Consider the following 13,931-nt stretch of genomic DNA (forward strand, 5'->3'; position numbering starts at 1 on the left):
CCGCCGGACAGGGCACAATACAGGCCGCCGACGATCGCGCCCGCGTTCCGCGCCGCGCCCACGGTCGCAGCACCGCTACCGCCACCGCCACGTCCCCAGCAGCGTGATCTGACGCCGCTCGCGATCGGTGCGGGCGTGGTGGCCGGTGCCGTGATCGGCGCGACCATCGCCGACATCCACGGCCAGCGACGGGAGACCATCGAAGGCGGCCGCACCGTCTACACCGAGCCGGACCGGATCATCGTCCGCGATCCGGGCGGGCAGGCCTATGTCCGCGGCAACGACCTCTATCGCTTCCGCTATGGCGCCCGCGACATTCGCACCGACACCGTCGGCGGCGAGACCCGCACGGTCGTGATCCGTCCAGATGGCAGCGAGATCATCACTGTCGTCGGTACCGACGGGCGGCTGATGCGGCGCATCCGCAGGGATCCTCGCGGGCGTGAGATCGTCATCATCGACAACACCTACCGCGATCCGCGGGCGGTCGGCGGCTTCTACGTCGACGTGCCGCCGCCGGTGGTCAGCATCCCCTATGATCGCTACATCGTCGACGCCCAGGAGGCACCGCCGCAGGTGATCTACGACACGATGCGGGCCCCGCCGGTACAGCGGATCGATCGGCGCTACTCGCTCGACGAGATCCGCTACAGCCCGAACGTTCGCATGCAGATGCCGAGCATCGATGTCAACACGATCAACTTCGAGACGGGATCGTGGACCATTCCGCCGGATCAGGCGGCGCGGCTGCAGGTGATCGCCGATGGCATCAACCAGGCGATCCAGGCCAACCCACAGGAGGTGTTCCTGATCGAGGGCCACACCGACGCGGTCGGCAACGAGGTCGACAATCTGTCACTGTCGGACCGCCGCGCGCAGGCTGCAGCCGAATTGCTGACCCAGCAGTTCAACGTGCCGGCGGAGAACCTGACGTCGCAGGGCTATGGCGAGCAATACCTGAAGGAGCAGAGCCAGGGTCCGAGCCTGATCAACCGGCGCGTCACCGTCCGCCGCATCACGCCGCTGCTCAATGGCGACCAGGCCAACGCGGCACCACCGCCGCGGCAGTAAAAACCTTCGCGAAAAGAAAATGGCCGGGAGCAATCCCGGCCATTCTGTTTTGCGCGTGTCTCGATCACTGCGCGGCAGCAAGTCCGAGCGCATCGGCGATGACGCGAAATACTTCTGTGTTGTCCATAGAACCCTGCACCCGCTCGCTGCCCGGCCCGGTCGCGGTCAGGATGACGTCCTCGCCCGAATGTACGCTGGCGCCGATCATCGCCGACAGATTGCCAGGCCGCAGCAGAGCGCCTGGTACATCCTTGTATTTGTCGTTGGCCTTGAAGGTCCCGTCGTCGCCGGCCTTCACGGTCGGCTCGTTCGGACTGTCGAGCTTCGGGCGAAACGTCTCGTAGTGATCCGGCAGGCTGGCCGAGAAGATGGCGAGCCGACGGCTGACATCGACCCGTGAAGGATAGCCTTCCGCATCCGGCGCCGGGTAATTGGGAAACCCGGCCTTGTCGTAGACGCCGACGCGCTCGCGCAAGGGAACGTTGGGCGCCGTGCCCATGCCGTCACTCACCGTGCCGACGAGACTGTTGGGATGATTGTGGTCCGCCGCCACGAGGATGAGGGTGTCGTCACCCCGCGCCCGCGCCCATTCGCGCGTCTGGCGCACCGCGTTGTCGAGCATGATCGTATCGTAGACGGCGCGCTCCATGTCGAGCAAATGCGCGTATTTGTCGATCATCCCGGACTCGACCATCAGGAAGAAGCCGTTCTCGTTCTTCGCGAGGATGTTCAGCGCCGCCCGCACCTGCTCGGTCAGGTCAGGCTGCTCGGGGAATTTCTTGACGCCGCCGCCCTTGAGGAATTTGCGATCCAGCACGCCGTCCATGTTGCCGGTGGCGAACAGGCCGAGCAGCTTGCTCGTGTCCGGCTTTGCGGCAGAAGCACTGAGCTCACCCGCAGTGGTCGCAACCTGATAGCCGGCGTCGCGAAACTTCGCGATGTAGTCGGTCTCATCCTTGCGCTTCGAGTCGGCGGCCGACTTCGGCAGGAAGTTCGCGCTGCCTCCGCCCATCAGCACATCCGGCTTCGCCGCGAAGAACTGCTCGACGATCTCATCATAGGCGGCGCGTCGGCGGGTGTGCGCGACCATCGCGGCGGGCGTCGCGTCTTCGACCTCGGTATTGGTGACGATGCCGATCGCCATGGCGAGCCGGCGCTTGGCAAGGCTCGTGATAGTTTCGACCTTGGGATCGTCGAACGCGCTCAAAGAGCGGTCCGCGTAGACGCCGAGGGCGTTGACGGCGCTCTTGTGCCCGGTCGCATAGGCGCTCGCGGAGTTTGCGGAATCCGTGATGATCGAGTCCGAGCCGGCGGTTGCCACCAGCGCCATATGAGGCATGTCGTCGATCGCGAGCTTGCCGCGGCTCTTGCCCTCCGCGATTCCCTTGGACAGGATTCGCGCGGCGATCCGATGCGCCGGCGACATGCCGTCGCCGATGAACAGGATGACGTTCTTCGCCTTGCGCGGACCGGTGTCGTAGACGGTCCATGTGACACTGCGCTGGCGCGTGCCGTCGCTCACCTCAACCGCAACGCTGCCCGGCTTGGTCAGCGTAACGTCGCGCAGGATCAGCGCCGACTGCTCCTTGCCGTCCTCGCGCTCGATCAAGGTCCCGGAACGGCCGAACGCGGCGGCATAGTCCGCGCCGTTCACCGTCACCTTCAACTTGGCGGGATCAACTAGCCCGGGCAGTTCGACCTTGAAGTCGAATCGGGCCCCGGCCAGGATCTCGGCGCGATCGATCGGATAGATCGTTTGTGCCGACAGAGACGATGTCCAACAGAGGACGATGAGAGAGGCGAGGGCCGAATTCTTGATCATGCGCGGTGCTCCGCAATCCAGTTCCGATAGGAACAGAAAGCGTAGCGATCGAGAATGACACCGTCATCACATATGGCGCGAGACAAATGGGCGACGGGTCGCAGGCCGGGGGCGATACCGGCCCTCTCAACTGCATCACGTGGTCAACGCCTCTGGCGACAGGCAGGCCTCGCAAACGGCGGCGATATGCCGGTGATCGGTGCCGCAACAGCCGCCGAGAATCCGCATGCCGGGGAAGGCGCGCCTGAGCGAAAGGTAACGGCGGCCGAGATCGGCGGGATCACCGCTGTCGAGCGTCTCGGACTCGTCGAGCTCGGCATGGCTTTTGGTCGACGCATTGGCTCTGACGCCGTGAATGCGCTGAACCCACGCCTCGCCGCCCGCGAGCGCGTTCTCGAAATGGGTCGGGTGCGCGCAGTTGATCAGGAAATATTCGCAAGCCCGCTCCGTCGCTTCGTCGACAGTTTCAATCGCTTCGCGCAGGGATTCCCCCCTGACCAGGCGACCATCCGTCTCGACCGTGAAGGAGATCGCGACCGGAATGTCCTGCCGCTTGGCCGCGCGCACGACGCCGACGGCTTCGTTGATGCTGTTCAGCGTGAACGCGGTCACCATGTCGGCGCCTGCCTCGGCGAATGCCGCGATCTGAGCCGAGTGGTAGGCTTCCGCCTCCGCCGCGTCCATGTTGCCGGCCTTGTAGCCGTCGCCGCGCGGGCCGATCGCGCCGTTGATCACGCATGGTGCGCCGGAAGTCTCCCATTCGCCGCGCAATTCCTCCAGAAAGCCGATGGCGCGCATGTTGACCGCCTTGAGCCCGGCCGCATCATAGCCGAGCTTGGCAGCCCAATCGGGATTGGCGCGCCAGGTCGGGCTGTCGAGCAGGAAGCCGAGCGCATGCCGCTGCGCGATGCGGAGATAGGCTTCGTAGTAGCGTTTCAGATGCGCGCGACCGTCCGCGCTATCGAGCAGCACGAAAGCCGCGAAATGAGCCAGCTCCAGCCCTTCGTGAAAGATCAGGGTCGTTTCCATGCCGCCATCGGTCAGGAAAATGCCGCCGCGGTGCTGCGGCAGGTCGCATCTGTATCTTGCCATTGATCGCTCCATCAATTTGCACGGCCGCTCTCATCGTGAGTCGCGTCATGCCGGCCCTCGGTTCTCGGGCCATTGGTGGCGCACAATGTCGCGCTGCTCGCGCAGGCTATCCGCCGCGCGAGACTATCGATCCCGGCGATTCGGTTCCTAGCCCGATCGGGCTGCAATCAACCCCTGTCGCTTTCGAGCCGGAATATCTGCGAGCCTTCGCTGCCCGAGAGCAGGCCGGTATCGCTGTAGAGCTTCAGCTTGGTGCGGGTGTCGGCGATGTCGAGATTGCGCATGGTGAGCTGGCCGATGCGGTCGGCCGGCGTGAACGCTGCGTCCTCGACCTTCTCCATGCTAAGCCGTTCCGGCGCGTAGGTGAGATTGGGGCTCTCGGTGTTGAGGATCGAATAGTCGTTGCCGCGGCGCAGCTCCAGCGTGACCTCACCGGTCACGGCGCGCGCGACCCAGCGCTGCGCGGTCTCGCGCAGCATGAGCGCCTGCGAGTCGAACCAGCGCCCCTGATAGAGCAGCCGTCCCAGGCGCATGCCGCTGATACGGTACTGCTCGATGGTGTCCTCGTTGTGGATGCCGGTTACGAGGCGCTCATAGGCGATGTGCAGCAGCGCCATGCCGGGCGCTTCATAGATACCGCGGCTCTTGGCCTCGATGATGCGATTCTCGATCTGGTCGCTCATGCCGAGGCCGTGACGGCCGCCGATCGCGTTGGCTTCGAGGAACAGCGCGACGGGATCGGAGAAGGTCTGGCCGTTGAGCGCCGTGGGCTGGCCTTCCTCGAAACGCACCACGACCTTCTCGGCCTTCACTGTGCAGTCGTCGCGCCAGAACGGCACGCCCATGATCGGGTTGACGATCTTGATGCCGCTGTCGAGGCTCTCGAGATCCTTGGCTTCGTGCGTGGCGCCGAGCAGATTGCTGTCGGTCGAATAGGCCTTCTCGGCGCTCATCTTGTAGGCGAAGCCCTGCGCGGTCATGAACGCCGACATCTCGGCACGGCCGCCGAGCTCATCGATGAACTGCTGGTCGAGCCAGGGCTTGTAGATCTTCAGGCCGGGATTGGTGAGCAGGCCGTAGCGGTAGAAGCGCTCGATGTCGTTGCCCTTGAAGGTCGAGCCGTCGCCCCAGATGTTGACGCCGTCTTCCTTCATCGCCGCGACCAGCATCGTGCCGGTGACGGCGCGGCCGAGCGGAGTGGTGTTGAAATAGGTGATGCCGCCGGTCGAGATGTGGAAGGCGCCCGACTGGATCGCGGCAATGCCCTCGTGGACGAGCTGCGTGCGGCAATCGACCAGCCGCGCCTTCTCAGCGCCGAACTCCGTCGCCTTGCGCGGGATCTCGTTGTAGTCGGCTTCATCCGGCTGGCCGAGATTGGCAGTGTAAGCGTAGCAGCGCGCGCCCTTCTGCTTCATCCAGAGCAGCGCCGCGCTGGTGTCGAGGCCGCCGGAGAAAGCGATGCCGACTTTCTCACCCTTGGGCAGGCTTTTCAGGATCGTGGTCATGGCGCTTCCAATCGGGTCTCAAGGGCTGTTGTGAGTGCGGTTTGACCGCGCGAATATCAAATTTCGCAGGACTCGGCACCCATTTAATGGGCTCAAGCCGAGGCCTCGGGGGCGGGCTTGCGGCCGAACAGGCGCTGGCGGAGCCGGTAGCCGGGCATGGCCAGCCGGGTCAGGGCTGCATCGACCGCCTCGTCCGAAAACCGCGCCCGCGGCCAGCGGTAGATCAGGGCATAGGCGAACCAGATCACGACGAAGCTGACGAGGCCGGCAATCGCCACATCGGTGAAGAAGTGTCCGCCGAACGCCATGCGCAGGCCGCTGGTGACGGCGCCGAACACCACGGCGCCGGCATAAGCGAGCGGCCGCCATGCCGGCGGAGCCAGCGCGGCAGGCGCCAGCGTCCAGAACGCGGTCGCGCCCTCGCCCGAGAAGAACGAGCAATTGCGCGCGCAGTCCCCGCGCGGGTCCCACCACGGCACGAACTGCTGCTCGCCGGCAAACTGCGTCACCACCACCGGACGCGGCCGTCCCCAATAGGTCTTGAAGGTCAGGTTGGTGAGAATGCCGGCCGACATGATGATCGTGACCAGCAGGAACACCATCGCGCGACCCGACACCAGCAGCGGCCGGTCCGGGCGGATCATCTTGACCACGAGCGCGACCAGCGACGGCACCACGAAGGCCCAGGCAATCCACATCGCCGCATCGCGCGCGAAGCTGGCCCAGCCGTTCAGCTTGAGCGGAAAGGTGTTAGTCGCGGGATCGAAGAACAGCGCGGCGAGCTTGAGATCGAGTTCGGGATAAAGGCCGAAGACGACGCCGATCAAAAGCCACAGCGCCAGGGCGATGAAAAGTCCGGTCCGGTTCATGGCGCGCGGTTTAGCGGAGTAGAGCCGAGATGAAAACCCTCACCGCGCATCCGGCCGAGACTGCGACGGCAATGGCGGCGGCGGTCTCCGCACCGGCGGTGGCTCGCGCCAGGCGCCGGCGTTGCGGCCGGCGATCAGCCAGTAGACCACGCCAGCGGCGATGCCCGCGCCCGTCATGATCTCCAGATGCCGCCGCACGATGCCCTCGAATTGGAGCGTGTCGGGGTGAAAGGGGACGAGACCGAGATAGCAGGCGAGCCCGACGAGCCCGCCACCGAGGGCATAGGCAAGGGCGCTCCGGATGTAGAGCGCCTCGGTGATCGCGACGATCACCGCCGCCGGCACCAGCGCGAAGCCTGAGACGAAGATGAAACCGAAGCCGAGCAGAATGTCGATCGTGCCCTGATCGACGGGACCGGCGCCGAGGTCGGCGAATTCCGGAAACAGCAGCGCGACAACCACGATCATGCCGCCGACGAAGCAGGCGGCGAGGAAGCCGATGAAGATGACGACGAGGCGGCCGATCAGGGACATGAGAGAAACGCCAACTTCATCGTCATTGCGAGCGCAGCGAAGCAATCCGGAAATGCGTCAGCGGAGGCAATCAGGATTGCTTCGTCGCTTCGCTCCTCGCAATGACGAGGATGCGAGAGCGTGGGCATAACAGACTAGTCCGTCATCGCCATGGCGCGCAGCGCCTGGCGCTCGCGGGCGGAGAGCTTCTCGGTTTCCGACTTGAGCTGGCCGCAGGCGGCGAGGATGTCGCGGCCGCGTGGGGTGCGGACCGGCGAGGAATAGCCGGCATTGAAGATGTATTCGGAGAATTTCTCGATCTGGTCCCAGTCCGAGCATTCATAGGCGGTGCCGGGCCAGGGATTGAACGGGATCAGATTGATCTTGGCCGGAATGCCCTTGAGCATCTTCACCAGCAGCTTCGCGTCATCGAGCGAATCGTTGACACCCTTGAGCATCACATATTCGAAGGTGATGCGCCGCGCGTTCGAGGCGCCGGGATAGTCGCGGCAGGCCTGCAGCAGCTCCTTGATCGGATATTTGCGGTTGAGCGGCACCAGCTCGTTGCGCAGTTCGTCGCGCACGGCATGCAGCGAGATCGCGAGCATGACGCCGATCTCCTCGCCGGCGCGGACGATGTTCGGCACCACGCCGGACGTCGACAGCGTGATGCGGCGGCGCGAGATGCCGATGCCTTCATTGTCGCCGACGATCAGCAGCGCATCGCGCACGGCGTCGAAATTGTAGAGCGGCTCGCCCATGCCCATCATCACGATGTTGGTGACGCGGCGGGTGCCGTCCTCCCGGTCAGCCCAATCATTGAGGCGATCCCGCGCGACCATCACCTGTCCCACGATCTCGCCGGCGGTGAGATTGCGCACCAGGCGCTGCGTGCCGGTGTGGCAGAACGAACAGTTCAGGGTGCAGCCGACCTGCGAGGAGACACAGAGCGTGCCGCGATCGGTCTCTGGGATGTAGACGCACTCGACCTCATGCGCCTTCTGAACGGAATCGCCGCTCGGCAGCCGCAGCAGCCATTTGCGGGTGCCGTCGTTGGAAATCTGCTCGGCCACGACTTCGGGCCGATCCACGGTGAAGTGTTGCGCGAGCTCGGCGCGGATGCTCTTCGAGATCGACGTCATGTCGTCAAAACTCTGGGCGCCGCGGAAATAGAGCCAGTGCCACAGCTGCTGCACCCGCATCTTGCGCTGCGCCGGCGCGACGCCGATGTCGCCGAGACGATCGGCAAGCTCGGTGCGCGACAGACCGATCAGCGACGGCTTGGCCGGCGGCACATAGGTCTCGAGTGGAGTCTTCTCCACCAATGTTGCGTTGTGCGGCTCGGCAGTCGGTTGCATTGAATGGACCTGGGATTACTGCTGTTTGAATTCGTCATGCCCGGGCTTGATCCGGGCATCCACGTCTTTCGTCAATCGTGGTTGCGCGTGGATGGCCGGGTCAAGCCCGGCCATGACGGCCGAAATTGCGGAACCGGCCCTATATAGCAATCGGGACCGCCGATTGCGACCGTAGCCGTGGCTTAGTCTTACCGCCGGCAGCCTTACCGCCTGCAATCCTGCGCGATCCGGTCGAGGGCCTGGGCAAGGCCCTTCAACGAGAAGGTGTCGGTCGTCTCGGTGCCCTTGGCCGAGACGCCCTTGACCACGAGATCGGCGGACTTGCGCATGGCCTCGACCATCCGCTCCTCCTCGGCCGCGTTCTTGATCCACAGGCCGTCGCCCTGCGTATACATTGCGAAAGCAGCCCCGCCGACCTCGGCCGTGGATTCCGAGCCCGGTTTCAGCGCGTAGCCGATCATGACCGAGACTTCGTTGTTGACCTTCTCCGCCGGCCGGGTCGAGACGAACGCATAGGCGGGGTCACGCGGCCGGTTCGGCGGGTTGGTCTTGGACGACGAGGGCTTGGCCAGGGCGAAGCAGACCTTCTTCCCGTTGGGCGTCGCCGAATAGGCGCCCCAGGTGCCGAATTGGCCGATCAAAGTCGGCTCCGCACCGCCCGCAATCGCAGGAGGTGGGGCCGCCGGTTTGCTCTCGGGCTTTGCAGTCGTCTTCGCCGTCGTGGGAGCCGCCGCCGGGGCAGCCGACTTCGGGGCAGCCTCTTTTGGTGCAGCTTTCGGCGCCGGTTGCGCCGTCTGCGCCCGCGCGGAGTCGGTGACCCCACCGGCCATCACGCCAGTCATCAAAGCTAAAATCAGCACCCGCCACATGGCTGGAGTGGTTCCCTCAATATTGTGACTGGAAGATGGCCCGGCCGTGCTTTGTCCCCCGGCAGGGATAGCCGGGAAAGTCCAATTTGGGAAGGCAGTTAGCAGGATGACAACAGCTAGCTTTTGCCACGCGCGGCGCGCTGCTCGGCCCATTGCGCCTCGCTCCAGCCGAGCAGGTCCTCGGCGCCGGAGCTGCGCAAATGTGCGCCACCGTCGATCACCACCATCTCGCCATTGATGTAGCCAGCGCGGTCCGAGACCAGGAAGCTGGCGAGGTCGGCAAGCTCGCCGTGCTCGCCGACGCGGCCCAGCGGATTGCGCGCGGCCCAGCTGTCGTCCCGGCCTTCGGGACGGAGCTGGCCCGACGCGCCGGCGGTGGGGAACGGGCCCGGCGCGATCGCGACGGTGCGGATGCCCTTGGGCCCCCATTCCACCGCGAGGCTCTTGGTCATCGCCAGCACCGCCGACTTCGCCATCGCCGACGGCACGGTGAATGCGCGGCCGGTGATGGTCGAGGTCGAGAGGATCGAGAGCACGACGCCGCCATGCTTGCCCTCGATCCAGCGTCTGCCGGCGGCCAGCGTGCAATACATCGCGCCATGCAGCGTCGGCGCGAGGATCGCGTCCGCGGCGCGGAACGACAGGTGCTCGCTCTGCGCGATGAAAGTCGCGGCGGCATTGTTGACGAGAACATCGAGCGGCGCGGCGCGCCAGATCGCGTCCATCATGCTGTCGACGGCCGCACCGTCGCGAATGTCGCAGGCGATTGTCGTGACCTTGCCGCCAGTCTCTTCGCGCATCTGCGCGGCCGCCGTCTCCAGCCGATCGAGTTTGCGGCCGCAGATGACCAGCTCGGCGCCGAGCGCGAGGAAACGACGTCCCATCGCAGCGCCAAGGCCCGAGCCGCCGCCGGTCACGAGGATACGCTTGTTCTCGAGCAGGCCTGTTTCAAACATCGTTTGAATCCTCGTCGTTCCACACTCCCGTCATTGCGAGCGCAGCGAAGCAATTCCGTTTATTTCCGCGGCACGGGTTCTGGATTGCTTCGCTGCGCTCGCAATGACGTGAGGATAGGACTGCTCATCGCTTTGAGCAAAGAAACCGGATTGTCGGGCCGACTTAAATCCGGCAAAACCGGACCAACTATAATTCCACCCGAAACGCCCCAAGGTGCCGCCATGAAAGCCATCCTCTGCTCGCAATATTGCCAGCCCGACGATCTCGTGCTGACCGAGGTGCCGGATCCGGTGGCGGGCCCCGGCGAAGCCGTGATCGCGATCAAGGCGGCGGCGCTGAACTTCTTCGACATCCTGATGATCCAGGGCAAGTACCAGATCAAGCCGCCGTTCCCGTTCTCGCCGGCCGCGGAAGTCGCCGGCGTGATCGAGAGCATCGGCGCCGGCGTGACCGATCTGAAGGTCGGCGATCGCGTGGTCGCCTCCTGCGGCCACAACGGCGCCCGCGAGAAGATCGCACTGCCGGCAACATCGATCGTGAAGATTCCCGACAATCTCGATTACGATCGCGCGGCCGGCATCATCATCATCTACGGCACAGCGCTGCATGCGCTCGAGGATCGCGCCAGCCCGAAGCCCGGCGAGACGCTCGCAGTGCTGGGCGCGGCCGGCGGCACCGGCCTTGCGGCCTGCGAGCTCGGCAAGCTGATGGGGTTGAAGGTGATCGCCTGCGCCTCGTCGGACGAGAAGCTCGAATTCGCCAAGGCGCACGGCGCCGAGCTGACGCTGAACTACGCCAAGGAAGATTTGAAGGAGGGCCTGCGCAAGCTCACCGGCGGCAAGGGCGTCGACATCATCTTCGATCCGGTGGGAGGTGCTTACGCTGAGCAGGCGCTGCGCTCGATCGCCTGGGAGGGCCGCTTCCTCGTGATCGGCTTTGCCGCCGGCGACATTCCGAAGATGCCGCTCAATCTTGCGCTGCTGAAGGGCTGCGACATCCGCGGCGTGTTCTGGGGCGCCTGGACAAGACAGAATCCGGAGAAGAACCGGGCCAATCTCGAGAAGCTCGTGAAATGGACCGCGGAAGGCAAGATCTCATCGCATGTCGATCGCACCTTCCCGCTGGCCCAGACCGCCGACGCCTTGAAGGTGCTGGCCGGACGTCAGGCGATGGGCAAGGTGATCTTGCATCCGTGAGGATGGGGCAGCCGCAGCCGCTTCAACACACTCAACCGTCACCGCCCGGCTTGACCGGGCGATCCAGTACTCCGAATCGATTGCGATTAGCCGACAGGCCACGGCGTACTGGATGCCCCGGTCAAGCCGGGGCATGACAGTGTGCCCAGAAGCGAAAGCTATTGCGCCACATCCCCCTCGGCCTCATCCAGTCCGCGCTTCAGCGCGGCGCGGGCGGCGTCGCGGTGCTCGGTCGTGATGTGGCCGGCGACCATGCGGATCGCGGTGGCGAGCACGGCGGCGTCATCGGCGAAGCCGAGCAACGGCATCACGTCGGCAACGAAGTCGAACGGCAGGACGAAATAGGCGATCGCGCCGAGCAGCGACGCCTGAACGTGGCGCGGCGTCTGGCGATCGAAGGCGCAGTAATAGGCGGCGAGCAGGTCTTCCGCGAACGGCAATTGCGCAGCGACGCGCTTCAGCTTGCGCCAGAAGCGGCGGCGAACGCCTTCACGGTCTTCCGCGAGCCGATCGGCCGGCTCAAAACCGACGCTGTGTTCGGCAGCCATGCTCAAGAACTCCCCGTTCAGCCGGAACGGCGCACCGGGCCCCACCTGCTGATCACAAGATGGGGATCAGGCCGGGCGCTGCAAGACATCAGGCACATGTCAGCCGGCGATCGCGTTCATCGCCTTGGCGAGCTCGATGTCGAGCGAGGTGACGCCGCCGGCGTCATGGGTCGACAGCACAACCTCGACCGTCTTGTAGACGTTGCGCCACTCGGGATGGTGATCCATCTTCTCGGCGATCAGCGCCGCGCGGGTCATGAAACCGAAGGCCTGGTTGAAATCCTTGAAAACGAAGGTCTTCCCGATGGCGTCACGGCCGGACATCTCGCTCCAGCCGGGTATAGCGCCCAGCGCCTGCTTGCGTGCCTCCGCCGTCAGCCGCTCTGCCATGACCGCCTCCGTCTTCAGGGGAACTTTACCCTAACACCGTCTGGGTGCCTGGGTTCATACGGGATTTGCCCCATCCGCTAACCATGACGCAGATGTAACCCCGCCGGACAAGAAATTTGCTACAATTGCCCGCGTAAATCGCCGGCCAAGATGAAACTGAGCCCTAAGCGCCTGTTTGGGAGATCGATGACCGGGGGATCGAACCTGGCCGAAACGCCCTCTCCGCCTTCGCCGCGATCCGCGGCGCGGAAGACGGCGCTCGTGACCCTCGCGCTGGTGCTTGCCATCGTCGGCGCGCTTGTCGGCGGTTATTATTTCGCGATGCGCCCGGTGACGCTGAAGATCGCGGTCGGTCCGGCCAACAGCGATGACGTCAAGGTCGTGCAGACTCTCACCCAGGGCTTCGCGCAGCACAAGAGCTACGTGCGGCTGCGTCCCATCCAGACCGACGGCGCCACCGCCAGCGCCAATCTGCTCGCAGAAGGCAAGGTCGACCTCGCCATCGTGCGCGGCGATCTCGACGTGCCCAAGAACGCACAGGCGGTCGCGACGCTGCGCAAGAACGTGGTGGCGCTGTGGTCCGTCCAGGGCAAGGGCAAGAAGAAGGGCGCGAAGATCACCAAGATCTCGCAGCTCGCCGGCCATCGCATCGGCGTCGTCGGCCGCACCCAGGCCAATGTCAATCTGCTCAAGGTGATCCTCCAGCAATATGGTGTCGACCCCGCCAAGGTCGAGATCGTGCAATTCCCGGTCAACGAGGTTGCCGAGGCGATCAAGGCGCAGAAGGCCGACGTCTATCTCGCGGCCGGCCCGGTCAACAGCAAGATCACGGCGGATGCGATCGCAGCCTCGGTCAAGGACGGCGGCACACCGACCTTCCTCGCCATCGATTCCGCCGACGCGATCGCGCAGAACCATCCGGTCTATGAAGCGGCCGAGATCCCCGCAGGCACTTACGGCGGCTCGCCCGATCGGCCCGAGGACGAGGTCAAGACCATCAGCTTCGCGCACCATATCGTGGCGCGCAAAGGCGTGTCCGACACCACCATCGCGGCGTTCACGCGCCAGCTCTTCTCCGTGCGGCAGCAATTGGTGACGGAATTCCCGCTGGCGGCGAAGATCGAGACGCCCGACACCGACAAGGATGCGGTGATCCCCGTGCATCCCGGTGCCGCCGCCTTCGTCGACGGCGAGGAGAAAACCTTCCTCGACAAGTACAGCGACTACATCTGGTGGAGCCTGATGGCGCTCTCGGCCATGGGCTCGGTCGGCGCCTGGTTCGCCGGCTATCTGAAGAAGGACGAGCGCGACAACAACAACCACCAGCGCGAACGCCTGCTCGACATGATCGCCGCGGCCCGCAAGTGCGAGACGACCGAAGAGCTCGACCAGATGCAGACCGAGGCGGACGACATCCTGCGCGCCACGCTACGTTGCTTCGACCATGGCGCGATCGAGGAAGCCGCGCTCACCGCCTTCAACATCGCGCTCGACCAGTTCCACGCCGCCGTCGCCGACCGCAAGGCGGTGCTGTTCAGCCTGCCGCCGAATCTGCAGCGCGCAAGCGCGCAATTCAGGGCCGCCGGCAACGCGTAGGTCTTGGACCCTCATGGTGAGGAGCGCGGAACGCGCGTCTCGAACCATGCAGGCCCGCCTCTCGCCGCGGCCATCCTTCGAGACGCCCGCCGTTGGCGGGCCCTCAGGATGAGGGCTGAGGTTGGGGCTGTGCTGTGCAGAGGGT

At 65.1% G+C, this 13,931-nt stretch carries 13 protein-coding genes; 3 read left to right on the plus strand and 10 right to left on the minus strand.

Annotated features, from left to right (window positions below; translation table 11 throughout):
• Positions 1–1,071: OmpA family protein (locus SE91_RS31275; protein WP_245318572.1), on the plus strand; the 1,071-nt coding region annotated here is incomplete at its 5' end.
• A gap of 64 nt (positions 1,072–1,135) precedes the next feature.
• Here SE91_RS31275 and SE91_RS31280 read toward each other — a convergent pair.
• The 8 genes from SE91_RS31280 to SE91_RS31315 all read right to left on the minus strand — a co-directional run bounded on the left by SE91_RS31280 (position 1,136) and on the right by SE91_RS31315 (position 10,055).
• Complete coding sequence (locus SE91_RS31280; protein ID WP_061850391.1) at positions 1,136–2,893, minus strand: alkaline phosphatase; 1,758 nt, start codon at positions 2,891–2,893, stop codon at positions 1,136–1,138.
• Positions 2,894–3,028: 135 nt separating this feature from the next.
• Positions 3,029–3,985 carry a homocysteine S-methyltransferase family protein gene (locus SE91_RS31285; RefSeq protein ID WP_061850392.1) on the minus strand — a complete coding sequence of 319 codons (957 nt, stop codon included), beginning with the start codon at positions 3,983–3,985 and terminating at the stop codon, positions 3,029–3,031.
• 167 nt (positions 3,986–4,152) lie between these two features.
• The gene (gene argG / locus SE91_RS31290; protein ID WP_061850393.1) at positions 4,153–5,490 is read right to left on the minus strand and encodes an argininosuccinate synthase; all 1,338 of its coding nucleotides are present in this window, start codon (positions 5,488–5,490) and stop codon (positions 4,153–4,155) included.
• A gap of 92 nt (positions 5,491–5,582) precedes the next feature.
• Positions 5,583–6,359, minus strand: coding sequence for a phosphatase PAP2 family protein (locus SE91_RS31295; protein ID WP_061850394.1), 777 nt, complete (start codon positions 6,357–6,359; stop codon positions 5,583–5,585).
• Between the two features lie 39 nt (positions 6,360–6,398).
• Positions 6,399–6,893, minus strand: a complete 495-nt coding sequence (locus SE91_RS31300) for a hypothetical protein (protein WP_061850395.1) — start codon at positions 6,891–6,893, stop codon at positions 6,399–6,401.
• A 134-nt stretch (positions 6,894–7,027) separates the two neighbouring features.
• The gene (rlmN, locus tag SE91_RS31305; protein ID WP_061850396.1) at positions 7,028–8,230 is read right to left on the minus strand and encodes a dual-specificity RNA methyltransferase RlmN; all 1,203 of its coding nucleotides are present in this window, start codon (positions 8,228–8,230) and stop codon (positions 7,028–7,030) included.
• Positions 8,231–8,433: 203 nt separating this feature from the next.
• Entirely contained in the window at positions 8,434–9,099 is a 666-nt protein-coding gene (locus SE91_RS31310; RefSeq protein WP_060734464.1) for an invasion associated locus B family protein, read from the minus strand.
• A 116-nt stretch (positions 9,100–9,215) separates the two neighbouring features.
• Positions 9,216–10,055: an SDR family oxidoreductase gene (locus SE91_RS31315; protein ID WP_061850397.1), complete on the minus strand. Its 840-nt coding sequence runs from the start codon at positions 10,053–10,055 to the stop codon at positions 9,216–9,218.
• Positions 10,056–10,277: 222 nt separating this feature from the next.
• Here SE91_RS31315 and SE91_RS31320 point away from each other — a divergent pair, with 222 nt between their 5' ends.
• Positions 10,278–11,252: an NADPH:quinone oxidoreductase family protein gene (locus SE91_RS31320; protein WP_061850398.1), complete on the plus strand. Its 975-nt coding sequence runs from the start codon at positions 10,278–10,280 to the stop codon at positions 11,250–11,252.
• A 158-nt stretch (positions 11,253–11,410) separates the two neighbouring features.
• Here SE91_RS31320 and SE91_RS31325 read toward each other — a convergent pair whose 3' ends face one another.
• Positions 11,411–11,800, minus strand: a complete 390-nt coding sequence (locus SE91_RS31325) for a YkvA family protein (protein WP_008539157.1) — start codon at positions 11,798–11,800, stop codon at positions 11,411–11,413.
• A gap of 99 nt (positions 11,801–11,899) precedes the next feature.
• Positions 11,900–12,190 (minus strand): 4a-hydroxytetrahydrobiopterin dehydratase, encoded by a 291-nt coding sequence (locus SE91_RS31330; RefSeq protein ID WP_061850399.1) that lies wholly within the window; start codon positions 12,188–12,190, stop codon positions 11,900–11,902.
• Positions 12,191–12,340: 150 nt separating this feature from the next.
• On the opposite strand from SE91_RS31330, the gene SE91_RS31335 reads away from it, so the two are divergent.
• Entirely contained in the window at positions 12,341–13,786 is a 1,446-nt protein-coding gene (locus SE91_RS31335) for a TAXI family TRAP transporter solute-binding subunit (protein ID WP_061850400.1), read from the plus strand.
• Positions 13,787–13,931: the final 145 nt, after the last annotated feature.

Origin of the sequence: Bradyrhizobium sp. DOA1 (assembly GCF_001593325.1) — a bacterium.
GTDB lineage: Bacteria > Pseudomonadota > Alphaproteobacteria > Rhizobiales > Xanthobacteraceae > Bradyrhizobium.